The 22,629-nt window shown below is 72.1% G+C and carries 23 protein-coding genes; 9 read left to right on the forward strand and 14 right to left on the reverse strand.

Translation table 11 applies throughout. From position 1 onward, the window contains the following. Nucleotides 1-94: 94 nt before the first annotated feature. Complete coding sequence (locus tag OG448_RS06510) at nucleotides 95-940, forward strand: cytochrome P450 (RefSeq protein ID WP_405551960.1); 846 nt, start codon at nucleotides 95-97, stop codon at nucleotides 938-940. On the opposite strand, the gene OG448_RS06515 is transcribed toward OG448_RS06510, so the two are convergent. Together OG448_RS06515 and OG448_RS06520 are read right to left on the reverse strand one after the other, a co-directional pair. After that, nucleotides 917-2,119 carry a damage-control phosphatase ARMT1 family protein gene (locus OG448_RS06515; protein ID WP_405551961.1) on the reverse strand — a complete coding sequence of 401 codons (1,203 nt, stop codon included), beginning with the start codon at nucleotides 2,117-2,119 and terminating at the stop codon, nucleotides 917-919. The genes OG448_RS06510 and OG448_RS06515 overlap by 24 nt on opposite strands. Before the next feature lie 21 nt (nucleotides 2,120-2,140). Beyond that, nucleotides 2,141-2,788: a ScbR family autoregulator-binding transcription factor gene (locus OG448_RS06520; RefSeq protein WP_405551962.1), complete on the reverse strand. Its 648-nt coding sequence runs from the start codon at nucleotides 2,786-2,788 to the stop codon at nucleotides 2,141-2,143. A 360-nt stretch (nucleotides 2,789-3,148) separates the two neighbouring features. On the opposite strand from OG448_RS06520, the gene OG448_RS06525 reads away from it, so the two are divergent. Beyond that, nucleotides 3,149-4,102: a lytic polysaccharide monooxygenase gene (locus tag OG448_RS06525; protein WP_405551963.1), complete on the forward strand. Its 954-nt coding sequence runs from the start codon at nucleotides 3,149-3,151 to the stop codon at nucleotides 4,100-4,102. A 19-nt stretch (nucleotides 4,103-4,121) separates the two neighbouring features. On the opposite strand, the gene OG448_RS06530 is transcribed toward OG448_RS06525, so the two are convergent. Next, on the reverse strand, nucleotides 4,122-4,769 hold the full coding sequence (locus tag OG448_RS06530) for a Tat pathway signal sequence domain protein (protein ID WP_405551964.1): 648 nt from the start codon (nucleotides 4,767-4,769) through the stop codon (nucleotides 4,122-4,124). Between the two features lie 435 nt (nucleotides 4,770-5,204). Between OG448_RS06530 and OG448_RS06535 the strand changes: the two genes are divergently transcribed. Together OG448_RS06535 and OG448_RS06540 are read left to right on the forward strand one after the other, a co-directional pair. Then, a complete protein-coding gene (locus OG448_RS06535) occupies nucleotides 5,205-5,861 on the forward strand; it encodes a DUF6230 family protein (RefSeq protein WP_405558709.1) in 657 nt (218 codons plus the stop codon). A 4-nt stretch (nucleotides 5,862-5,865) separates the two neighbouring features. After that, complete coding sequence (locus OG448_RS06540) at nucleotides 5,866-6,279, forward strand: DUF6114 domain-containing protein (RefSeq protein ID WP_405551965.1); 414 nt, start codon at nucleotides 5,866-5,868, stop codon at nucleotides 6,277-6,279. Nucleotides 6,280-6,454: 175 nt separating this feature from the next. Here the strand turns inward: OG448_RS06540 and tatA are convergent, their stop codons facing one another. After that, nucleotides 6,455-6,703: a Sec-independent protein translocase subunit TatA gene (gene tatA / locus OG448_RS06545; RefSeq protein ID WP_405551966.1), complete on the reverse strand. Its 249-nt coding sequence runs from the start codon at nucleotides 6,701-6,703 to the stop codon at nucleotides 6,455-6,457. A gap of 124 nt (nucleotides 6,704-6,827) precedes the next feature. Between tatA and OG448_RS06550 the strand changes: the two genes are divergently transcribed. Continuing rightward, nucleotides 6,828-8,402 (forward strand): LCP family protein, encoded by a 1,575-nt coding sequence (locus OG448_RS06550; protein ID WP_405551967.1) that lies wholly within the window; start codon nucleotides 6,828-6,830, stop codon nucleotides 8,400-8,402. Here OG448_RS06550 and mgtA read toward each other — a convergent pair. The 10 genes from mgtA to OG448_RS06600 all read right to left on the reverse strand — a co-directional run bounded on the left by mgtA (nucleotide 8,393) and on the right by OG448_RS06600 (nucleotide 18,730). Then, nucleotides 8,393-10,885, reverse strand: a complete 2,493-nt coding sequence (gene mgtA, locus OG448_RS06555; protein WP_405551968.1) for a magnesium-translocating P-type ATPase — start codon at nucleotides 10,883-10,885, stop codon at nucleotides 8,393-8,395. The two genes, OG448_RS06550 and mgtA, sit on opposite strands and share 10 nt — an antisense overlap. A 5-nt stretch (nucleotides 10,886-10,890) precedes the next feature. Next, nucleotides 10,891-11,256, reverse strand: coding sequence for an ArsR/SmtB family transcription factor (locus tag OG448_RS06560; RefSeq protein WP_405551969.1), 366 nt, complete (start codon nucleotides 11,254-11,256; stop codon nucleotides 10,891-10,893). 209 nt (nucleotides 11,257-11,465) lie between these two features. Further along, the gene (locus tag OG448_RS06565; protein WP_405551970.1) at nucleotides 11,466-12,425 is read right to left on the reverse strand and encodes an ABC transporter substrate-binding protein; all 960 of its coding nucleotides are present in this window, start codon (nucleotides 12,423-12,425) and stop codon (nucleotides 11,466-11,468) included. Nucleotides 12,426-12,533: 108 nt separating this feature from the next. Beyond that, nucleotides 12,534-13,202 carry an ABC transporter permease gene (locus tag OG448_RS06570; RefSeq protein ID WP_135792359.1) on the reverse strand — a complete coding sequence of 223 codons (669 nt, stop codon included), beginning with the start codon at nucleotides 13,200-13,202 and terminating at the stop codon, nucleotides 12,534-12,536. After that, the gene (locus OG448_RS06575; RefSeq protein WP_030802631.1) at nucleotides 13,199-13,852 is read right to left on the reverse strand and encodes an ABC transporter permease; all 654 of its coding nucleotides are present in this window, start codon (nucleotides 13,850-13,852) and stop codon (nucleotides 13,199-13,201) included. Before OG448_RS06575 ends, OG448_RS06570 begins: the two co-directional genes overlap by 4 nt. After that, nucleotides 13,849-14,973 carry an ABC transporter ATP-binding protein gene (locus OG448_RS06580; RefSeq protein WP_405551971.1) on the reverse strand — a complete coding sequence of 375 codons (1,125 nt, stop codon included), beginning with the start codon at nucleotides 14,971-14,973 and terminating at the stop codon, nucleotides 13,849-13,851. The genes OG448_RS06575 and OG448_RS06580 overlap by 4 nt, the downstream gene beginning before the upstream one ends. Nucleotides 14,974-15,256: 283 nt before the next feature. Further along, complete coding sequence (gene msrB, locus OG448_RS06585; RefSeq protein ID WP_135786298.1) at nucleotides 15,257-15,664, reverse strand: peptide-methionine (R)-S-oxide reductase MsrB; 408 nt, start codon at nucleotides 15,662-15,664, stop codon at nucleotides 15,257-15,259. A gap of 14 nt (nucleotides 15,665-15,678) precedes the next feature. Continuing rightward, nucleotides 15,679-17,070: a UDP-N-acetylmuramate--L-alanine ligase gene (gene murC, locus OG448_RS06590; protein WP_405551972.1), complete on the reverse strand. Its 1,392-nt coding sequence runs from the start codon at nucleotides 17,068-17,070 to the stop codon at nucleotides 15,679-15,681. A gap of 222 nt (nucleotides 17,071-17,292) precedes the next feature. Further along, nucleotides 17,293-17,748 (reverse strand): indole-3-glycerol phosphate synthase, encoded by a 456-nt coding sequence (locus tag OG448_RS06595; protein ID WP_405551973.1) that lies wholly within the window; start codon nucleotides 17,746-17,748, stop codon nucleotides 17,293-17,295. 175 nt (nucleotides 17,749-17,923) lie between these two features. Further along, nucleotides 17,924-18,730, reverse strand: coding sequence for a pyrimidine reductase family protein (locus OG448_RS06600; protein ID WP_405551974.1), 807 nt, complete (start codon nucleotides 18,728-18,730; stop codon nucleotides 17,924-17,926). Between the two features lie 36 nt (nucleotides 18,731-18,766). Here OG448_RS06600 and zapE point away from each other — a divergent pair, with 36 nt between their 5' ends. From zapE to OG448_RS06620, 4 genes are all read left to right on the forward strand, one after another. Further along, entirely contained in the window at nucleotides 18,767-19,861 is a 1,095-nt protein-coding gene (gene zapE / locus OG448_RS06605) for a cell division protein ZapE (protein WP_405551975.1), read from the forward strand. A 210-nt stretch (nucleotides 19,862-20,071) separates the two neighbouring features. Then, on the forward strand, nucleotides 20,072-20,467 hold the full coding sequence (locus OG448_RS06610) for a hypothetical protein (protein ID WP_405551976.1): 396 nt from the start codon (nucleotides 20,072-20,074) through the stop codon (nucleotides 20,465-20,467). Between the two features lie 78 nt (nucleotides 20,468-20,545). Then, entirely contained in the window at nucleotides 20,546-21,124 is a 579-nt protein-coding gene (locus OG448_RS06615) for a carbonic anhydrase (protein WP_405551977.1), read from the forward strand. An 8-nt stretch (nucleotides 21,125-21,132) separates the two neighbouring features. Further along, nucleotides 21,133-22,629, forward strand: coding sequence for a SulP family inorganic anion transporter (locus OG448_RS06620; protein WP_405551978.1), 1,497 nt, complete (start codon nucleotides 21,133-21,135; stop codon nucleotides 22,627-22,629).

Consider the following 22,629-nt stretch of genomic DNA (forward strand, 5'->3'; position numbering starts at 1 on the left):
TCCCTCCCCGGCCCCGGCGAACCCCCGCTCCTGAGACGGCTGCTGTCCCACCAGGACCCGCCCCAGCACACCCGCCTCAGAGACCACGCGGCCCGTGCCCTCACCCCCGAGCGCGTCCAGCGCTTCACGGAAACCGCCCGCGAGCGCGCCCGCACCGTTGCTCACCCAGGCACTGGACACGGCCCGCGCCGCCGACGGCGTCCTCGACCTCGCCACCGCCGTGTCCGACCCGTACACCTCGCTCAACCTGGCCGACCTGCTGGGCATCCCGCACGCCGACCGGCGCCGCCTGCCCGGCTGGACCGGGCCGCACGCACTCACGGACACGACCGGCTACGCCCGCCACCTCATCGTCCACCGTCGCCGCTACCCGGACGACGACCTCACGACAGTGCTCGTCCACAATGCGCAACTCACCTCCGACGAGCTGGAAATGCTCGTCCCACTCATGCTGACCACCGGCCTCGCCCCCATGCGCGACGCGGCGGCGGGCGGACTCGCGGTGCTGGCAGAGCACCCCGAGGCGTACCGGGAGCTACGCGAAGGAACAGCGGAACTGGGCTTGGCGGTCGAGGAGTTGCTCCGCCGACACCCGCCCCTGCTCACCGTCCGCCGCACCACCGCCACGGACACCGAGCTGTCCGGTCGGCGCATCCGGCGCGGAGACAAGGTCGTCGTCTCCCTCGCGGCCGCCCACCACGACGACCAGGTCTTCACCGCCCCCGACCGGCTGGACCTGGCCCGCACGCCCAACCCGCACCTCTCCCTCGGCGCGGGCCCGCACCTCTGTCTGGGCGCCGACTTCGCCCGGCTGCAACTGCGCGTCCTCTACGAGGAGGTGCTGCGCGCCCTGCCGGAGCTGCGGCTCGCCGGGCCGGTGCCGCCGTCCGGCTCCGGCGTCACCAACGGGGTCGCGTCACTGCCCGTCCGGGCCGGTTGACGGGTTGACCTGGATGAGGGCGTGAGAGCCGCTGGTGAGCCACTTCTTCCCCTCGGCCTTGTCCAGCGCGGCCTCGGTGGACGCGGGGAGCCCGGTGATGACCTCGGACTTGAGGGTGCGCAGCGCGGCCACCGGGCCGGGGAAGTAGGCGGTCACCTCGTCGAACGGCGTGGTGGCCGGCCAGTACCGGTCGCCCACCAGACGGCGGTAGTTGAGGTCGCCCTTGAACAGGGTGAGGTCGGCCGCCGCGAAGTCGGCGCGGAGGTCGTCCGGCATGTCGGCGTAGGGCAGCGGGGAGCAGGAGAAGGGGTGGGCGCGGAGGGTGAGGCGGCCGTCCCCCAGGGCCGACCAGAGGGTGTCGCCGTACTCCCCCGCCAGGCCGCCGGCCGAGCGCAGGCGGTGCAGCGCGTCGATCACGTCGGCGGTGGTGGCGTCGGAGACGTAGTACGGGTTCGGCTTGATGTGCAGGACCGCCCGGCCGATGCGGGGCTCGGTGAGGAGCTGGGCGATGAGCAGCAGGTCGGGGACGAGTTCGCGGCCGGCGTTGTCCGCGACCAGGCAGAGGGTGCCGGTGCCGCCGGGCGGGAGCAGCGACCAGAAGAGGTCGCTGTCGTCGGCGACCAGCCCGGGGGCCGCTTCGCGCCGCTCGCCGCCCTCCGAGGACAACCGGAAGCTGAGGTCGGCGCGGTTGCCCCAGAGGGAGCCGCTCAGCAGAGCGCGGTCACGGTCGACGGCCGGGCGGTCCCGGAGTGCGTCGAGCGCGGACAGCTCGTCGTCGGTCTCGACGGAGTCGAGTTCGCCGGTCTTGGAGGGGCGGAACGGGTCGATGCCCCGCCAGGCGCCGGGGCCGAAGTAGCCGACGGCACCGAGCAGCCGGCGGTAGAAGTAGCTCTCCGCCCACAGCCACGGCACGTCGAACCAGGACTGGCCGACGTAGGTGTCCATGCCCCAGCCGTGCCAGCGCTCGCGGTCGGGGGCGTCGGCGGGGAGGGGCTCGATGACACCCTCGGTGCAGTTCTTCAGCAGGGCGTCCAGGGCGCGCCGCTGCGGGGGCTCGTAAGGGAGGCCGTCGCTGACCTGGCGGATGATCGCGGGGTGCCGTTCGGCCAGCGTGCGGTGCGGGAAGGAGCCGGGTTCGTCGGCGCGGATGACGGGCGCGGTGGGGGCGGCGTCGGACATGCCGTCACCGTACCCCGCAGGTCAGCCGGTCCTGGCCTCCCGCTCCAGTTGTGCCGCGAGGGCGAGATAGCGGGGGCGGCGGTGCACCGGGACCAGGCTGCGGAGCATGAGGTACCACATCTCGGCGACCCTGCGGGGCAGCCGCGCCGGCGGTTCCAGGGTGCGCCCGGCGACCCGGGTGCCGACGAAGAAGCAGACCAGGGAGTGGGCGACGATCCCGGCGTCCAGTTCGGCGTGCACATCGCAGTCCCGGACCGCGCCGTGGAGCTTGCGGGAGGCGAACTCCAGCCACTCGGTGAAGGGGTGCCGCAGCGGTGGCCGCATGGGCAGGTCGGTGGTGACCAGGCGGAGTCCGGCGCGGGGCACCGGGTCGTGCACGGCGAGGCGGGCCAGGGCGAACGTGGCGCGCATCAACGCCTCCAGCGAGGAGCAGCCCCGGCTCTCGACCTCGGCCACCACCTGCCGGGCGGCCACCGACTGGAGTTCGAGGATGGCGTGGGCCAGATCCTCCTTGGCGGCGAAGTGGAAGTACAGGGCGCCCTTGGTCACGTTCGCATGTCCGACGATGTCGCTCAGACTCGTCGATTCATACCCTTGCCGGTCGAACAGGTCGGCCGCGGCCGTGATGATCGTCGTCCGGGTCTGTTCAGCGCGCAACTGCCTCGCCATCGGCCGACCCCTCTCCTGCACGAACGGGACACGCGGTTTGTTTTGACCCCTCGCATACGATAACTCACCGCGCCGCAACGGGAGTCACGCGGGACACACCGAGATTCCGTGCTCTTCCACACTTCCTCCCCTGCTCGACCGGGGTGAACTGGGCCTTCCGCTTTTATCCGGCTCCGGGGGCTTCCGGGTGCACTGCGTCGCTTACGCGAAGATTCCCGGGCGGTGAAGGGTGCGGCAAAAACAGCCGATGCGGTCTGTGAATCGACTTCTTCGGTCAACCGGGGGCGTGAACACCCCAGTGGTGTCACCCGTATTGGGGGCGTAGAGCCCCTTCACCGCCCCGCCGAGGAGACGTCCCGGATGACTCGGATGACCGCCCGCCTGAGCACTCTGGCGGCCGCCGCCGCGACCCCGCTCCTGCTGCTGCCGTGGACGGCGGGCCCGGCCCAGGCGCACGGCGCCCCCACCGATCCGGTCAGCCGGGTCTACGCCTGCTCGCCGCAGGGCGGCAGTGCCGACCGGTCGCCCGCCTGCCGGGCCGCGATCGCGGCGAACGGCGCCCCCTTCACCGCGTGGGACAACCTGCGGGTCCCCGGCGTCAACGGCCGCGACCGGCAGGTGATTCCGGACGGCAAGCTGTGCAGCGGGAACCTCCCCGCCTACCGGGGTCTCGACCTGGCCCGCACCGACTGGCCCTCCACCCGGCTGACTCCGGGCGCCCGGATGACACTGACGTACGCCTCCACGATCGCCCACGAGGGCACGTTCCGGCTGTACTTGACCAAGCCCGGTTACGACCCGGCGAAGCCGCTGAAGTGGTCCGACCTGCCAGAGCGCCCGTTCGCCGAGATCAGGAACCCGCCGCTGAGCAACGGGGCCTACCACCTTCGGGCGACGCTGCCCTCGGACCGGACGGGACGTCAGATGCTGTACACGATCTGGCAGAACACCAGCACGCCGGACACCTACTACTCGTGCTCCGACGTGGTGCTCGCGGGCAAGAGCGCGGCCTCGGGCGGCGGCGGAAGCACCACGCGACCCGCGCCCGCCAAGAAGCCGGCCTCGAAGGCGCCGGCCGCTTCACCTTCGGCGCACGCCTCGCACCCGGCGTCCGCGCACCCCTCGGCAGAAGCCTCGACTCCCGTGCCGCGCAAGGACTCCTCGTACGCCGCCGTGCCGGACGACGGCAGGCCGGTGGCCGAGGCCACCCGTGCGGAGTCGGGCCCCTCGGCTCCGTTGCTGGCGGGCGGTGCGGCCGCGGTGCTGGTGGTCACCGCGGCCGCCGCCCTCGTCCCGCGCCTGCGCCGACGCTGAACGAGGCTTCGTCAGCGGGTCAGTTGACGAACACCGGCGCTCCCGCGTCGGTGACCGGGGCGTACTTGGCGGTGAAGTAGCCGCTGGCGAAGCACAGCGACGAGCCGGACACCTTGGTGAACTGCTGGTTGGTGAAGGTGATGCTGTTGTCGGCGTTGTCCGCCTTCCCGGTCAGACTCGGCGCCTGGTAGACGCAGGTGACCGAGCCCAGCAGGGTGCGCAGCTTGACCGTGGTCTGGATGGTCGAGCCGCTCGCCGGGGCGACGGAGAGGGTGCCGTCGGAGGCGACCGAGGCGGTGTAGGGCAGGTGGTCGACGGTGATGCCGTTGACGCCGAGGACACCGGTGACGTTGCTGGTACAGGTCGAGCTGTCGAAGGTGTGGCCGGTGACCGACTCGGTGGCGGCGCCGGGAGCCGACGGGTTGCCGGTGACCTGGGCCGTGAACTGGGACGCCTTGCAGGTGACGCCGCTGGTGCCGGTCGCGCTGGAGTACAGGGTGGCGGAGGTGCCGGCGGCCAGCGGTGCGGTGAGGGTGTCGCCGACGGCCACGGCGGTGCCGCCGACACCGCCCGTGGTGAGGACGGTGCCCGCGTCGGCGGACGCGGGGACGGCCGCCGCGACGGTGAGCGCGGTGACGGTTCCGGCAAGGGCGAGGAAGGTGCGCATGCGGGTGCCTCTCTTCCGAGGTGGGGGGCGGAGAGCAGGGTGCGCCGGGATGCGATGCGAGTTCGTGCGGGATTTCGTATCCGGGACGGCCGCCCGGAGAAGCCGGGAACCGGCGCGTGCCGCGGGTCGGGCCCGGCGCCACGGTCCCGAGGAGATCAGGCAGAGTTGTAGACCTGATGTGACGCCAACGTCAATACGGCGCAAGGGAGTTGGAGGTCAGCGGCGGTCGTCTGCGCAGGGCCGACACCTACTTTTCACAACTCTCTTGACCCTTCAATGTAACCGGCGGTAACTTCCGAGAAGGCTACCGTCGCGTAACCGGCCAGAGCCCTCGCGTCCACCGGGAACAGCGAGGCGGCCCACGCGGTCGCCCTTGTCCGCGCCAGGACAACGCGCCACCTGAAACCGCATGGATCTACGCCCATGGGAGCAGACATGGCCTCGTCCCCGGACCTCTCGTCCACCGACCCCACCCCCGCGCCCGAGCCGGCCGGCGGCGCACGGCGCGGGCGCGTCCGGTACCGCCGGGCCGCCGTACTGGCGATCCCCGCCACCCTCGTGGCTGCCGGGCTCGGGATCCTGACCGCCGAGGGCGCGCTGGGCGTGCAGTTCGCCATCTCCGGCATGCCGTTCACCGTCACCGCGACCGATCTGAACGGCACCGGTTTCGAGCAGTTCGGCGGCCTGGACAACATGGCGGACGGCAGCCCGAACGCCGGTGACACCGGCGGCCAGGTGCTCGTCGTCACCTCCGCGATCAAGAGCGCGACCCTCACCAAGCTGTGCCAGAGCGTCGACCTGGGCGGCACCAACCTGCTGATCAAGGCGGGCCAGGGCGAGAAGAAGGTGACCGCGACCGATCTGACCACCGACTCCACCGAGCTGTCGGGTGACGCAGCCTTCGACCACATCGAGATCGGCAACGACGCCAGCACCCTGAACAAGGCCAACGCCAAAGGTCCGATCGGCGTCTTCTCCCAGCAGGCCGACACCGTGCACATCGCCAACCTGCGCCAGACCAACTACGCGACCACCGCGGGCGTGTTCAAGCTGCCCGGTCTGAAGCTGGGCTTCAGCGACTCGGGCTGCTGAGCCGATGGCGGAGCCTGGGCGCCGGAAAGCGCGGGCGGCCTTCCGTGACTGGCGGGGGCGGCGGCCGTTCTGGGGCGGGCTGCTGCTCGCGTTGGGCGGGGCCGAGATCCTGCTCACCGAGAAGGCGTCGCTGAAGGTCGTCATGCACATCGGCATGCAGGGGCTCGCCGGCTATCTGCTGCCGACCCTGATGCTGCTGCTCGGGCTGCTGGTCCTCTTCAACCCGGCCCAGCGGCTGTTCTACTCGATCGTCGGCGTCCTGGTCTCGCTGGGCAGTTGGCTCACGTCCAACCTGGGCGGCTTCTTCATCGGCCTGCTCCTCGGCGTCGTCGGCGGTTGCCTCGCCTTCGGATGGCTGCCCGACCAGGAGGCCCGCGTGTCCCGACGGCAGCGGCGCCGGGAGCGCGCCCGCGCCTGAACACCGGTTTTCCTCGGACCCGGCGGCACCCTGCTGCCGGGTTCTCCCTCTTTCAGGTGATACGGGAACCTCTCCCCCGGCGTGCCGAGTTCACCGGGCAGCGGGCACCGCTCGGGCGCCCGCGATCCGTGTCGCGGGAACAGGCGGGAGAAGACGGGAGAAAGGGGGCGTGCGGTCAGGGGGAGACGCGGGCGTCGGCCGGGATCAGGCCCGCGTCGGCGGTGGCACCGGCGGCCGGGGCGACCGGCGTGTGGGCGGCGGGGGCGGCTCCCTCGTCCTTCATCGCCTTCGCCTCGCTCTTGAGGATGCGCAGGGACCTGCCCAGCGAGCGGGCGGTGTCCGGCAGCTTCTTGGAGCCGAACAGCACGATGAAGACGATCGCCACGACCAGCAGATGCCAGGGTTCCAGTCCATTGCGGAGCACGGTCACCCTCCCTTTTCTCACGCGGTTCCTGACGGCCGAGGGCTCCCGCGCCTCCGGCCCGTTCAGCGATGATTGCTACATTGCGCAACTGTACAACCCAGGGAGAGGCACAAGAGGGCGGGCGATGAGCATCACGAGCAGCCGGGGGACGGCACCGTCACGGCGACGCGGCGGCGGCCGGGGCTCCCCCGAGGGCGAGGGCGGTTCCGGCGACGCGGGGCGCGGAACCCGGTCCGACGCGCGGGACCGGCGGCGTCGCCGTGCGCGCAGGGCACGGGTGGCGCTCCTCGTCTGTCTGTCGCTGGTGGTCCTCGGCGGCGCCGGGGCCGGCTGGGTGTATCTGAAGCTCAACGGCAACATCCAGACCTTCGACGCGGGCGGCCTCTCCGACAACCGCCCGGCGGGCTCGTCCAAGGGTGAGAACGTCCTGGTGATCGGCTCGGACGCGCGTACCGACGGCAACGCGGCGCTGGGCGGCGGGGACAAGGACGGCATCGGCCGCTCCGACACCACGCTGCTGCTGCACATATACGCCGACCACAAGCACGCGCTGGCCGTGTCGATACCGCGCGACACCCTGGTGACGATCCCGCCCTGCAAGCTGCCCACCGGCGGCTGGACCCAGGCCCAGCCGAACACCATGTTCAACGCGGCCTTCTCGGTCGGCGAGACCGACAAGGGCAACCCGGCCTGCACGCAGAACACCGTGGAGCAGCTCACCGGGCTCCGCGTGGACCACACGGTGGTCGTGGACTTCAAGGGCTTCGCCGCGCTCACCCAGGTCGTCGGCGGGGTGAAGGTCTGCCTGCCCAACGACATCTACCAGAAGGACCTCAACCCCAACCGGACCACCCAGGGCACGCTGCTCTTCCGGCAGGGCGAGCAGCGGGTCGCGGGCCAGCAGGCGCTGGACTACGTGCGCCTGAGGCACGGCATCGGGGACGGCTCCGACATAGGACGTATCAAGCGTCAACAGGCTTTCGTGGGCAGCCTGTTGAAGGAGGTCAAGGACAAGGGGTTCACCCCGACCAAGCTGTTGCCGCTGGCCGACGCGGCGACCCGGTCGATGACCGTCGACCCCGGACTGGGCAGCGCCGACAAGCTGCTGTCGTTCGCCATGTCGCTGAAGAACGTCGACCTGCACAACACCAAGTTCGTCACCGTGCCCTGGCGGTACGCGGGCGCGCGGGTGGCGGTCGTGGAGCCGGACGCCGGTGAGCTGTGGGCCGCGCTGAAGGCGGACCGTACGATCGACGGCGCCGACGCCAGCGGCGGGAAGGGCCATGCGACGAAGAAGCCCGGCCCGGCCACGCACTCCCCCGCCCCGGTCTCCGGCAAGGGCATCGCCGTGGCGGTCTACAACGGCACCACGGTGACCGGGCTCGCCGCCAAGGGCTCGGCCGCGCTCACCGCGTCCGGCTTCACGGTCACCGGCACGGCCACCGCGCTCTCCCAGAACCATCTGGCGACGGTCGTCCAGTACGGCCCCGGCATGGCGGACCGCGCCCAGACCGTGGCCAAGGTCTTCCCCGGCGCCCAGTTGGAGCAGATCGGCGCGCCCCGGATCAACGTGGTCCTCGGCCAGGCGTACGCCACCGACCCGACGCCGTCCTCCACGTCGGCCTCGGTGCCCAGCGAGGTGGCCAACGGGGCGCGTTCGGCGGACGACAACCCCTGCGCGAACCTCACCTACGGCTGACGCCGGTCGTGGCGCACCCGCGCCACGACCAGCGCGAGCGCGTACGGCACGAGGACGGCGGCCAGCAGCAGATAGCGGTCGGCGGGCAGCGCGGTCAGCCCGAGGACCGCGCCCAGCGGGGTCGCCGGCAGCAGCAGCCCGGCCCCGGCGAGCGCGGCGGAGGCCCAGCCGACCGGGCCGGGACGGCCACCCGCGATGCGGCGCCCCGAACGCAGGAGCAGCATCGCCAGCGCCTGGGCGAGCAGGTTCTCGGTGAACCAGGCCGAGTGGAACAGCGCCTCGTCGTCCAGACCGGCGCCGCCCCGCGGGGCGAGCGTGAGCACGGCGAAGGTGGCCAGGTCCGCGACCGCGTTGAGCAGGCCGAAGCCGGTGAGGAAGCGCAGGAAGGCGGGCGGCCGCAGCTTGGTCGGCCGGCGCAGCGCCTCGGGGTCGGGGCGGTCGTCGGCGAAGGCGAGCTGGGAGGCGTCGAAGCAGAGGTTCTGCGCGAGAACCTGGGCCGGGAGCATCGGCAGGAAGGGCAGCAGCAGTCCGGCGGCGAGCATGGCGAGGACGTTGCCGAGGTTGGAGGAGAGGGTGACGCGCAGGTAGGAGGCGATGTTGGCGCTGCTGTGCCGTCCCGCGAGCACGGCGTGCCCGAGCGCGCCGAGGTCCTTCTCGCCGAGCACCACGTCCGCGCTCTCGCGGGCCACGTCGACGGCTCCGCGCGGTGCCACGCCCACGTCGGCGGCGAGCATCGCGGGCACGTCGTTGACACCGTCCCCGAGGAACCCGACCGTGTGCCCGGCGGCGCGGAGTCCGGCCACGACAAGCGCCTTGTCCTCGGCCGTGCACCGGGCCACGACGGTGACGGCGCCCGGCGTCCCGGCCGCCTCCGGTGCGCCGCCGGTGCGCACCTCCCCCACCGTCAGCCCCAGGTCACGGCAGGCACGTACGGCGGTGGCCGGCTGGTCGCCGGTCAGGACGCGCACCTCGATGCCGAGCCCGGTCAGGGTGCGCAGGGCGTCGGCGGCGCCGGGGGCCAGGTCGTCGCGGAAGGTGAGCAGGCCGCGGAAGGTGAGGCCGCGGGCGTCCTCGGCACGGTAGGGCCGGGTGCGGGCCGGGAGTTCGGCGGTGGCGACGGCGAGCACGCGCATCCCGGACTCCGCGTGCCGCGCGGCGAGCCCGAGCAACCGGTCGCGCTCGGCGTCGGCCAGCGCGCATCGCTCCAGCACGGCCTCGGCGGCGCCCTTGGTGATCAGCACATGCCGGCCGAGAGCACCGGTGACCACGGCGGTGGCCACTCGGTGGGCGGGGTCGAAGGGGAACGCGGCGACCCCGTCGTACTCCTCCCCGACCGGTCCGGCGGCGGTGAGCAGGGCCTCGTCCAGGGCGTCGGGAGCCGGGAGTTCGGAGAGGGTGAGCCCCCACCAGGCGGCGACGGCGGCCCAGCGCAGCACCTCGGGGTCGTCCCGGCCGTCCGGCCCGAGCGTGGCGGCGAGGACGGGCCGGTCCTGGGTGAGGGTGCCGGTCTTGTCCAGGCAGAGCACGTCGACCGCGCCGAGGTCGTGCAGCGCGGGCAGCCGCCGTACGACGACCCGGTGGGCGTCGGCCAGCCGGGCCGCGCCGCGCGCCAGGCAGGTGGTGACGATCACCGGGAGCATCTCGGGGGTGAGCCCCACGGCCACCGCGACGGCGAACGGCAGCGTCTCGAGGACCCGGCCGTGCACGGCGGCGCTCGCCATGAGGACGAGCGGCGGGGTGAGCAGCATGAACCGGACCAGCACCCAGGAGATGCCGTGCACGGACCTGTCGAAGGCGCTCGGACCGCGCCGCACGGGGGCCCGCTGGGCGGCACCGAACCGGGTGCGCGCCCCGGTCGCCACCACCACGGCGCTCGCGCTGCCCGAGACGACCTGGCTGCCCTGGAAGCACAGATGGGACTCCGCGAACCGCCTCGGCGCGTCGGCCGCCTGCTTGGCGACCGGCGCCGACTCACCGGTGAGCGTGTCCTGCCGGACGGTCAGCCCCCGGGCGCGCAGCAGCCGGACGTCGGCCGGTACGAGGTCGCCGGGGCCGAGCCGGACGATGTCGCCGGGCACCAGGTCGGCGACCGGGACCTCGCGGGCGCGCGGCTCGTCGGCGCGGTCGGCGCGGCGCAGTACGGTCGCGGTGCCGGTGACCAGGCCGCGCAGCGCGGCCAGGGAGCGGTCGGCGCGGCGTTCCCCGGCGGCGCGCAGCGCGCAGCTCACGGCGACCAGGGCGAGGATCACGGCGGCGGTGCCCCAGGAGGCGACGAACGCGGACACCAGCCCGAGGGTGAGCAGTACGGCGGTGAACGGGTCGCGCAGGGCCCGTACGGAGCGGCGCGGCCAGGACGGCGCGGGCGGTGCGGCGGCCGGGGTGTTCTCCCCGTGCTCGGCCAGCCGGGCGGCGGCCTCGGTGTCGGTCAGTCCGCGTGGGCCGGTCTCCAGGCGCCGCAGGAGCCGCAGCGAGGTGTCCGGCACTTCGGTCACAGTCCGCGCAGGCGGCGGGCCGGGGCGGCGGGAGCCGTCTGTTCGGTGAGCCGGCCGACCAGGAGGTGGACGACGTCCACGAGCGCGGCCTGTTCGCCGGCGTCGACGAAGTAGACCTGGCGGCGGCCCTCGCGGCGGGAGCGGACGAGTCCGGCGAGCTTGAGCTTGGTGAGGTGCTGGCTGACGGCGGGGAGCGCGCCGCCGACCCGTTCGGCGAGCCCGGTGACATCGCTCTCGCCCTGCGCGAGCGCCCACACCAGGTGCAGCCGGGCCGGGGAGGCGAGCAGCCCGAAGGCGGCCGCCGCCTCGGCGAGGACCTGCGGGGAGGGGTCCTGCCGGCCGGTGCCGGGCCCTGTCGCCACTGCTCTCCTCCTCGCCGCGTCTCGGCCGTGTTCGGTCGCTGTCCGACCAGTCAGTCTAGGGTGTCTCGTCGGTCAGGCCGGCGGTGCCGGGCGTCGCGAGCCCGGCCTGGTCGGCGAGACACGCCCCAGGTGCCGTGCGCACACACGCGGACCGCCCGGCGACGGGGTTGCGTCGGCCGGGCGGTCCGGGTTGCGTGGTGCGGGCGGGGTCAGCCGAGGCCGTTGGCCTTCAGCCATGCCTTGGCCACGTCCAGCGGGTCCTTGTGCTGGACCTGCACCTGGGTGTCCAGGTCGAGCAGGGCCTTGGTGTCCAGCTTGGCGGAGACGGCGTTGAGGGCGTCGACGCCCTTCTGCGGCACCGCGTTCTTGCGCACGAGCGGCTGGACGTTCTGGAAGCCGAAGAGGTTCTTCGGGTCGCTCAGGACGACGAACTTCTCCTTGGCGATCACCGGGTCGGTGGTGAAGAGGTCCGCGGCCTGTACGGAGTCCTTCTTCAGCGCCGCCTGGGTGAGCGGGCCGCCCGCGTCCAGGGACTTGAAGGACTTGAACTCGAGCCCGTACAGGGACTTCAGGCCGCTCAGGCCCTGGTGGCGGGTCTGGAACTCCGGGGAGCCGCCGATGACCAGGTCCTTGGCGATGCCCTTGAGGTCACCGATGGAGGACTTGGCGGTCAGGTTGTACTTCTTGGCGGTGGCCGCGTTGACCGTGACCGAGTCCTTGTCCTCCGCCGGGGAGGGGGCCAGCAGGGTCAGCTTGGAGTCCAGCTTGGCCTCGATGGCCTTGGTGGTCTCCTCGGCCGACTTCGGGGCCGCCTTCTGGTCGAGGTAGGCCAGCAGCGCGCCGTTGTACTCGGGCAGCAGCGTCACGGAGCCGTTCTTCAGCAGGCCGTAGGTGGTCTCGCGGCTGCCGATGTTGGGCTGGTACTTGACCTTGACGCCCTTGGCCTTGAGGGCCTCGCCGTAGATGTCGGCGAGCAGGATGCTCTCGGCGAAGTTGTTGGAGCCGACGACGACGGTGTCACCGCTCGCCTCGCCCCCGGTCAGCGGGTTGTCGGACTTGCCGTCGGAGGAGCCACAGCCCGCAAGCAGCGTCGTCGCCGCCGCGAGGGCGACCAGCGCCGCCCCTCGGTTCCCCCGGATGGACTTGCTGATGCGGTTGTTGTAAGTCACCTGTTGATCCAAGCCAGTTCGTGATTTGTCAGTCAAGGGAAGCGAGGTCACCGATTGGCCTCGATCGCGCCCGTTTGTGTCGGGGGTATGAACGCCCCCGTCAAGCCGTCACCCACTGCGCCGGACCCCCGGCGAGACGGTGAGCTTCGACAGCGCCCAGAACACCAGGAGCGTCACCAGGGCGAGTCCGGCGACCAGGGTGGCGCCGCCGACGACCTTCTCGTAGTCCTTCTGGTAGAGCCCGTCGATGATGTACCGGCCGAGCCCGCCGAAGCTGACGTACGCGGCGATGGTCGCCGTGGAGACGATCTGGACGGCCGCGGTGCGCAGTCCGCCGAGGATCACCGGGAGCGCGACCGGGAGTTCGACCTGGAACAGGATGCGCGGCTCGGTCATGCCCATCCCGCGCGCCGCGTCCACCGGGGACGGGTCGACGGTCTGGATCGCCTCGTAGGTGGTGACGAGGATCGGCGGTACGGCGAGCACGACGAGCGGCACCATCACGGGCAGTGTGCCGAAGCCGAACCAGATGAACAGCAGCACCAGCAGACCGAAGCTGGGCAGTGCCCGGCCGGCCGTGGCGACCATCGACAGGGCGTTGCCGCCGCGCCGCAGATGCCCGGCGATCAGGCCCACGGGCAGCGCGATGAGCGCGGCGATGGCGAGGGCCTCCAGGGAGTAACCCACGTGCTCAAGCAGGCGGGTGGGGATGCCGTCGTAGCCGTGCCAGCGGGCGGAGTCGGCGAAGAAGGAGTGCGCGAAGTCCAGGACGTTCACCGGGCGGCACCCTTCTTCGGCATCCACGGAGTCAGCAGAGTGCGGGTGAGCACCAGTGCCGCGTCGACGAGGATCGCCAACAGGGCCGTGGTCACCACGGAGTTCACCGCGAGTTCGGGCCGGTGGTAGAGGTTGGCGTCGTTCAGCATGTTGCCGAGCGCGCCCTGGTTACCGATGAGCATGCCGACGCTGACCAGCGAGATGCTGGACACGGTGGCGACCCTGAGGCCCGCGATGATGGCGGGCACGGCGATGGGCAACTGCACCTGGAGATAACGCCGTACCGCGCCGAGGCCCATCGCCTCGGCGGCGGCCAGGGTCTCCGGGGGCACCGAGCGGACGCCGTCCACGATGGCGGGGACGAGCACGACCAGGCTGTACACGGCGAGCGGGATCATCACCGTCATCTCGCTCTGGCCGGTGTAGTCGATGAGGATGACGAAGAACGCCAGCGACGGGATCGCGTACAGCACCGTGGTGACGCCGAGGACCGGCGGGTACAGCCAGCGGAAGCGGGCGCAGAGCTGGGCGACGGGCAGTGACAGCAGGAGCCCGGCCAGCACCGGCAGCAGCGCTTCGCGCAGGTGCAGGCCGATCAGGCCGAAGTAGCTGTGCTGGAGGTCGCTCGGGAGGTCGAAGAAGCCGTTCATCCGGCCGCCGTCACCTCCGGACGGTCCTCGGTGTGCGCGGTGCGGATGGCCTCGCCGATCGCCGCCTGCGAGACCACGCCGACCGCGCGCCCCTCGCCGTCGACGGCCACGGCCCAGCCGGTCGGCGACAGCACGGCGCCGTCGAGCGCGGTGCGCAGCGAGTCCTTGCCCAGCCGGAACGGCCTGCCGTGCGACAGGAGCCGGGCCGGGTCGATGGCACCCGCCGTGAGCGCGCCCGGCTCGCCCCAGCCGAGCGGACGGCCGTCGGCGTCGGTGACGAGCAGGTACGGGGCGCTGCCGCGCGGGGTGAGCCGGGTGGCGTCGGCGTCGAGCGGGACGACCGGCTCGGTCTCCAGCTCCAGCGCGTCGGACGGGAAGAAGGACAGCCGGCGGATGCCCCGGTCGGCGCCGAGGAAGTCCTCCACGAAGGGGTCGGCGGGCGCGGTGAGCAGTTCGGCGGGCGGCGCGAACTGGGCGAGGTGTCCGCCGGTGCGCAGTACCGCGACCATGGTGCCGAGCTTCACGGCCTCGTCGATGTCATGGGTGACGAAGACGATGGTCTTGCCCAACTCGTCCTGGATGCGCAGCAGTTCGTCCTGGAGTCCCTTGCGGACCACCGGGTCGACGGCGGAGAACGGCTCGTCCATGAGGAGGACCGGCGGGTCGGCGGCGAGCGCCCGTGCCACGCCGACGCGCTGCTGCTGGCCGCCGGAGAGCTGGTAGGGGTAACGCTTGGCGAGAGAGCTGTCCAGCCCGACCCGCTCCATCAGCTCGGCCGCGCGCTCGCGGGCCTTGCCCTTGCTCCAGCCGAGGAGCCGGGGCACGGTGATGATGTTGTCGATGATGGTGCGGTGCTGGAAGAGCCCGGCGTTCTGGATGACGTAGCCCATGGACCGGCGCAGGGAGTTGACGGGCTGCTGCCGGATGTCGGCACCGTCGAGGAGGATGCTGCCCTCGCTGGGCTCCACCATCCGGTTGATCATCCGCAGGGTGGTCGTCTTGCCGCAGCCGGAGGGGCCGACGAGGACGGTGATCGCGCGGTCCGGTATGTCGAGCGACAGCCGGTCGACCGCGACCGTCCCGTCCGGGTATCGCTTGGTGACTGAATCTATCCGTATCAAAACGCCGCGCGCCCTTCGGTTGGCAGGAGTGCCTGGACCAGTGCCGGCCGAGTCTAGACGGCACGAGCCACGCCCCCCGGAGAGCGCGAAAGGGCGACCGGGCCGGGTGCGGGCGCGCGCACCCGTGGTCGTGCCACGGCCGGACGGTCCCATGAATCGGGATGCTGCTACCCAGTCACGGCCGTCCCATTCATACGATCATGTGACACCGCTCATACGGCTCCGCCCGTACGACGATGCCCACCCGCCGTCTCCGGCGGGTGGGCATCGTCTGAGAACGGGATCAGCCCTCTTCGGGGGTGAGGCGCAGCGAGATGCTGTTGATGCAGTACCGCTGGTCGGTGGGCGTGGGGTAGCCCTCGCCCTCGAAGACGTGACCGAGGTGGGAGCCGCAGTTGGAGCAGCGGACCTCGGTGCGGACCATCCCGTGCGAGCGGTCCTCGATCAGCTCGACCGCGTCGGTGTCCTTCGGGTCGAAGAAGGACGGCCAGCCGCAGTGCGAGGCGAACTTGGTGTCGGAGGTGAACAGATCGGCGCCGCAGGCCCGGCAGGAGTAGACACCCTCGGTCTTGGTGTCCGTGTACTCACCGGTGAAGGCGGGCTCGGTGCCCGCCTGGCGCAGCACCGTGTACTCGGCCGGGCTCAGCTCCGCCCGCCACTGCTCGTCCGGCTTCTCGACGTCGTACGCCATGAGGATCAGCCCCTTTACTTCTGCGACAGGCGGTCCAGGATCAGCGGGCCCAGGTCGGTGACGTCACCCGCGCCCATGGTGAGAACGAGATCACCGGGCTTCGCCATTCCCGCGACGACCTCGGGGACGTCCGCCTTGTCGTGCACGGCGGTGACATCGGCGCCGGCCGCGCGGGCGGCCTCGATGATCAGGGCGCTGGTGATGCCGGGGATCGGGTCCTCGCGGGCCGGGTAGATGTCGAGCGCCACGGAGGCGTCGGCGAGGGCGAGCGCCTGGCCCATCTCCTTGCCCAGCTCCTGGGTGCGGGAGAACAGGTGCGGCTGGAAGACGACGAGGATGCGGCGGCCGTCCGCGGCGGCGCCGCGCATGGCCTCCAGGTCGGCGGTCATCTCGGTGGGGTGGTGGGCGTAGGAGTCGATCACCTGGACGCCCGCCTCCTCGCCCTTGAGCTGGAGGCGCCGCTTGACCCCGGTGTACGCGGCGAGGGCGGGGGCCAGCTCGTCGGCGGGGAGGCCGAGGGCGACGCCGGCGGCGAGCGCGGCGACGGCGTTGAGCGCGTAGTGGCGGCCGGGCACGGAGACGGCGAAGGTCAGCTCGCGGCCGTCCATCACCACGGTGACCTGGCTCTTGAGCCCCTGGGGAACGATCTTGAGGACCCGTACGTCGGCGTCCTCGGCCTCGCCGTAGGTCACCGTCTTCACACCGGTCACCCGGCGGGTCAGTTCGCGGGCGCCCTCGTGGTCGGCGGAGATCACCAGGGTGCCGCCGGGGACGATCTTCTGGGCGAAGGTCTCGAAGGACTCGTAGATCTCGTCCATCGAGGCGTAGTTGGCGTGGTGGTCCAGCTCGACGTTGAGGACGATGGCGACCTCGGGGGCGTACTTGTGGAAGCTGCGGTCGCTTTCGTCCGCCTCGGCCACGAAGATCTCGCCCTCGCCGTGCAGGGCGTTGGAACCGGGCGCGTCCAGGTCACCGCCGATGGCGTACGACGGGCGGGCACCCAGCTCGGTCAGGGAGACCGCGAGCATCGAGGTGGTGGTGGTCTTGCCGTGCGTACCGGCCACCGCGATCGGCCGCAGGCCCTCCATCAGCGCGGCGAGCGCGTCGGAGCGGTGCACCACGGGAATGCCCAGCTCGGCGGCGCGGGCCAGCTCGGGGTTGTCCTGCCGGATCGCCGAGGAGACGACGACACAGCTCGCGTCGTCCGCCAGGTGCCCGGCGGCGTGCCCGATGTGCACGGTCGCCCCGTGCGCCCGCAGCGCCTCGGCGGTCGCGGACTCCTTGGCGTCACTCCCCGCCACCCGCGCCCCACGCTGAGCCAGGATCTTGGCGATCCCCGACATCCCGGCCCCCCCGATCCCGATGAAGTGCGGTCGGTCCATGGCGGTAGGAAGGCCGGGTGCCATGCGTTCTTCTCCCATATACGAGCGAGCCAGAGGATGCCCACCCTATGCGCAGATCCGCCCCGCCCCGCACCCCGGCCGGGGGCGCGCCGGTCGACGGGCGTGCCGACCGGTCACGGGTGCGGGGCCTGGCGCCAGGGAGCGGCAAGCGGACGCGAGGCGCCCACACACACCGGGCGCCCCGCCGCGTACCCCTTGCCGATCAGTCGCCGAAGCCCCGCAGGGCTACGCCTTGCTGTGACTGAAGAGCTTCAGGACCGGGACGCCGACCTTGTGGCGGGCGCGGGAGGCCCAGTCGCGGTGGAAGAACTCCTCGACGTAGTGGGGGTCGGTCAGGACGATGACCTCGTCGGCGTGGACCTCCGCGACGAGGGACTTGAGCGCCTCCAGCGGATGGTTCTCGACGAGCCTTCCCTCGGCCCGGCTCCCGGCGGCGCGCAGCGCCTGGAGGGAGACCTCCAGGGCCTTCTCCCCCACGCTCCGCGCGTCCGAGCCCTCGGGCGTCTCGCCCTCGTGGACGGCCTCGTCCAGTTCGCCGAGGGCGATGTCGTCGATGGCCCGCAGCAGCCGGTCCGCCTGGTCACCGCGCGGCTGGAGCAGCACATGGAAGAAGACCGGCTCGTCGCCGTGCAAGGTCGTCACGAACTCCACGTCGGCCGACGTCAGGGCTTTCTCGATCATCAGAACGCTTGTGAACACCAGCCGCCTCTTCTCCCTAGAGAGCCCTCATGACCCTCTGTTCTCCCGTTGGCCCGAACAGGGCCTGCGGAAACCATCCTGCCCCGTTACCGCACGGGGAGTACCGGGACTAAGTGTGCCCTCCGGGGGCTAAACGGAACGGTAGATTCCGGTGTTTTCAGGGTCGGCGGTACCGCCCGAACAGAAATCCGTCCTCCTCCAGCAGCGACGCGAGCGCGAACCGGCGCGGCACCGAAACCCCGGGACCGCCCGCGATGCGCTGCGCGTCCCCCGCCGTGAGCATGGGCGACAGCGTCAGACACAGCTCGTCCAGCACCCCCGCGGCGACCAGTTGCCCCAGCAGCCGCGGCCCGCCCTCGGTGAGCTGCCGGACGTACCCGAGTCCGGCGAGCGCCTCCACGGCCCGTACGGGATCGACCCGCCGCCCCTCCCCCGCGACGATCACCCGCGCCCCGGCCCGCTCGGCGGCGGTCACCCGGTCGGCGGGCGCGTCCGTACCGGTGAGGACGACTGTCGGGACCAGCGGCGAGGTGTACAGCGGAAGCGAGAAGTCGAGGTCGAGGCTGCCCGACACCACGGCGACGGCAGGCGCCGGCCCCTGCCCGGCGGCCTCCCGCGCCGCCGCGAACTCGGTGCGGGCGCGAGCGGGCCGGTACCCCTCCTGCCGAACCGTTTCCGCACCGACCAGTACGACATCCGCGAGCGCCCGAAGCGTGCCGAAGATGCGCATGTCGGCCGCGCAGGAGATGGGCTGGGAGCGCCCGTCGTACTGGGCCGCGCCGTCGAGGGTGGAGACCATGTTGGCCCGCAGCCAGGTGTGGGGACCGCCGTCGCCAGAGGTGGGGTAGGCGTAGGCGGCGGCCAGTTCGGCGAGACTCCACTCACCGGTCCCGTCCGGTCCCGCACCCTCCTGGTCGACGGCCCGAGCTGCTGTTTCGTCGGTCACAGGGAACAGGCGTCGCATTCGTGCAGTGTGACATGGCGATTAGCATGGGTAACCGTGTCCTCCACCGCAGCCTCCGGCTCCACCCCGCTGACCGACGCCGGTCCGCTGTCCCTGTGCGCGCGTGAGCCGCACGTCCCGGCCGACCGTCTGGTCGCCGAGATGGTGCCGCCGCCCCGCTTCGACTCGGTGCGCTTCGCCACCTACATCCCGGACCCGAACCAGCCCAGCCAGACCGACGCCGTGGGCGTGCTGGAGGGCTTCGCGGCGGGACTCGGCGGCGCCCGGCCCGGTGAGGGCAAGCGGGGTCTGTTCGGCTTCGGCCGCGCGAAGGCCAAGGCCCCGGCCGGCCCGCGCGGTGTCTACCTGGACGGCGGCTACGGCGTAGGCAAGACCCACCTGCTCGCCTCGCTCTGGCACGCCACCCCGGCCGAGCCCTCCCGCAAGGCGTTCGGCACCTTCGTGGAGCTGACCAACCTGGTGGGCGCCCTCGGCTTCCAGCAGACGGTCAGGACGCTGTCCGGCCACGCCCTGCTGTGCATCGACGAGTTCGAGCTGGACGACCCCGGCGACACGGTGCTGGTCTCCAGCCTGCTCGGCAAGCTGGTCGAGGCGGGCGTGGCGCTGGCCGCCACCTCCAACACGCTGCCCGGCAAGCTGGGCGAGGGCCGGTTCGCGGCGGCCGACTTCCTGCGCGAGATCCAGGGCCTGTCCGCCCACTTCCGCGCCCTGCGCATCGACGGTGAGGACTACCGCCACCGCGGTCTGCCCGAGGCCCCGGCGCCGTACACCGACGAGCAGGTGACCAAGGCCGCGTACCGCACCGAGGGCGCCTCGCTGGACGCCTTCCCGCGGCTCCTGGAGCACCTGGCGAAGGTGCACCCGAGCCGGTACGGCGCGCTGACCGACGAGGTGCGCGCGGTCTGCCTCACCGATGTGCGGCCGGTGCCGGACCAGTCGACGGCGCTGCGCCTGGTGGTGCTGGCCGACCGGCTCTACGACCGCGAGGTCCCGGTGCTGGCCTCGGGGCTGCCCTTCGACCGGTTGTTCAGCGAGGAGATGCTGAACGGTGGTTACCGCAAGAAGTACTTCCGCGCGATCTCCCGGCTCACCGCGCTGGCGCGGGACGCCAAGACTCTGGTGACGGAGTGACAAACCGGTCGCCCTGTTTCTGATATCCCATCAACTTATGCGGGTCAAGAGCTGATTTCAGCCGCTTGACCCGCTTTTTTCACGCTTCCTGCCGCACGTAACCCGCCGTTAACCCTGCAAAGCATCTCGCGGGGTTAACGTGTTTCTTGACCATCCATTGACCAATGCTTGGTGCGTACAAGAGACGTGGGATTCCGCAGGGGGGTGCGTATGTCCCGAGGCAGGACGCTCGGCGCGGTGTTCGCCCTGTGCGCGGTCGCGCTGCTCTCCCTCCAGCTCTTCGCGCCCTCCGGACCCTTCGCCACCGCACATACGCTCGGTGATGCAAAGGCCAACGACGCGCCGGGGATCGTCCTCGTCGCCCCGCCCGCGGGCGAAGGCGCGGACACCGTCCGCGAACCCCGCCCCAGGACGCCGCCGGTCGCCGCCCATGCCGACCGGCACCGCCAGCGCGGCGCCGCGCCCACCCCCGCGCCGGAGCGCCCGCTCATATCCCGGCGGCCGGCCGAGCCCGCACCGCCCGCGCGGTCCGGCGCGCCGGACGCCGGCGTCACGAGATCCTCCGGAGCCCACTCCCCGGCAGTCCTTCAGGTCTTCCGCTGCTGACGGGCGGGCTCGCTCCCCCCACCACAGTCGTGCAAGCCCGACGCGCCGTCATGGCGCGCCAGGAGGAGTCCAGACATCATGCAGCCCCTCATCGACCACGCCCGCACGTTCGGCCGGCGCCCTGAGGAGTTCGCCCGCCTCGCCGAGGGCCAGTCCCCCCACGTTCTGTTCATCACCTGCTCCGACTCACGGGTCGTCCCGGCCCTGATCACGGGCGCCCGCCCCGGCGAGCTGTTCGAGCTGCGCACCGCGGGCAACATCGTCCCGCCGCACAACTCCGAGCACCCCACCAGCGAGGCCGCCACCATCGAGTACGCCGTCGAGGTGCTCGGCGTCCGCGACATCGTCGTCTGCGGTCACTCGCACTGCGGCGCGGTCGGCGCGCTGGTGCGGGGCGACGACCTGACCGCCGTACCCGCCGTGCGCGACTGGCTGGCACACGCCGCCCCGCGCCCGGCCGGCGCGGCCGAGGACCCGGAGGTCGCCGAGGGCGTGCAGTGCCACGCGCTGACCCAACTGCTGCGCCTGCGCTCGTACCCCTGCGTCGAGCGCCGGACGGCCGAGGGCACGCTCGCCCTGCACGCCTGGTACTACGAGGTCCACACCGGGGCCGTGCGCACGCACCGGCCCGACACCGACACCTTCGAAGCCCTGTGAGCGCGCCGATGACCGGGCAAGGGCTCATATCGCGCGCTCCGCACCTGCGGCGGGACTTCACCGCGTCCCTCGTCGTCTTCCTGGTCGCGCTCCCGCTCTGCGTGGGCGTGGCCGTCGCCTCGGGGGTCCCGGCCGAACTGGGACTGATCACCGGCATCGTGGGCGGTCTCGTCACCGGCGTCCTGCGCGGCAGCAGCCTCCAGGTGTCCGGCCCGGCGGCCGGGCTGACCGTGCTGGTCTTCGAGGCGGTCAAGGAGTTCGGGCTGCCGGTACTGGGCGCGATCGTGCTCGCCACCGGGCTGCTCCAGACCGCGATGGGCGTGCTTCGGCTCGGCCGGTACTTCCGGGCCATATCGCTGGCGGTCGTGGAGGGCATGCTGGCCGGAATCGGTCTGGTCCTGGTGGCCGGCCAGTTGTATCCGGCGATGGCCGCCAAGGCGCCGGACGCCGGGCTGGACAAGATGCTCGGTCTGCCGCGCGGTCTCGCGGGCGCGGTCGGTGACGGCAGGGCGCTGGCCTCCCTGGTCCTGTGCGCGGGCACCGTCGCCGTCATGGTGGGGTGGAAGCACCTCCCGGCGAAGCTGCGTACGGTGCCCGGTCCGCTCGCCGCCGTCGGGCTGGCCACGCTGGCCGTGCCGGTGTTCGGCATGCCGGTGGCGATGGTGGAGGTGCAGGGGCTGCTGGGCGCCGTCCAGCCGCCGCCGCTGAGCGCCTTCGCCGAGTTCGCGGACCTCGCTGTGCTCGGCACGATCGTCGCGTTCACCCTGATCGCGTCCGCCGAGTCGTTGTTCAGCGCGGCGGCCGTGGACCGGCTGCACGACGGCCCGCGCACCGAGTACGACCGTGAGCTGACCGCCCAGGGCGTCGGCAACACGGTGTGCGGTCTGCTCGGCGCGCTGCCGCTGACGGCGGTGATCGTGCGCAGCGCGGCCAATGTGCAGGCGGGCGCGCGGACCAAGGCGTCCCGGGTGCTGCACGGTGTCTGGCTGCTGCTGTTCGCGGCGCTGCTGCCGGGCGTCCTCGCCCACATCCCGCTGCCGTCGCTGGCGGGCGTCCTGATCTACTCGGGGGCCAAGCTGGTGCCGGTCAAGTCACTGGCGGGGCTGTGGCGCGAGCAGCGTGGCGAGGCGCTGGTGCTGGCGGTGACGGCGGTGTCCATCGTGGCGGTCGGCATGTTCGAGGGCGTGCTGATCGGGCTGGCGCTGGCGATCGTCAAGACCGCCTGGGAGGCGTCGCACATCAAGGTGACCGTCATGGACAAGGGAGCGGGCCCGGTCGACGCCCAGCTCTCGGGCAACGCGACCTTCCTGCGGCTGCCGAAAATACTGGACAGCCTGGAGGCGCTGCCCAAGGACCGCCCGGTCCGGCTGGACCTCTCCGGCCTGTCACACCTGGACCACGCCTGCCGTACCGCCCTGGAGAACTGGGCCGAGCGGCACAGCGCGGAGGGGACGGAACCGGTAAGGCTGACTTCGTCGGCCAAGGCCGGCGTACGGGCCGGCTGA

Origin of the sequence: Streptomyces sp. NBC_01171 (genome assembly GCF_045039805.1) — a bacterium.
Lineage (GTDB): Bacteria > Actinomycetota > Actinomycetes > Streptomycetales > Streptomycetaceae > Streptomyces.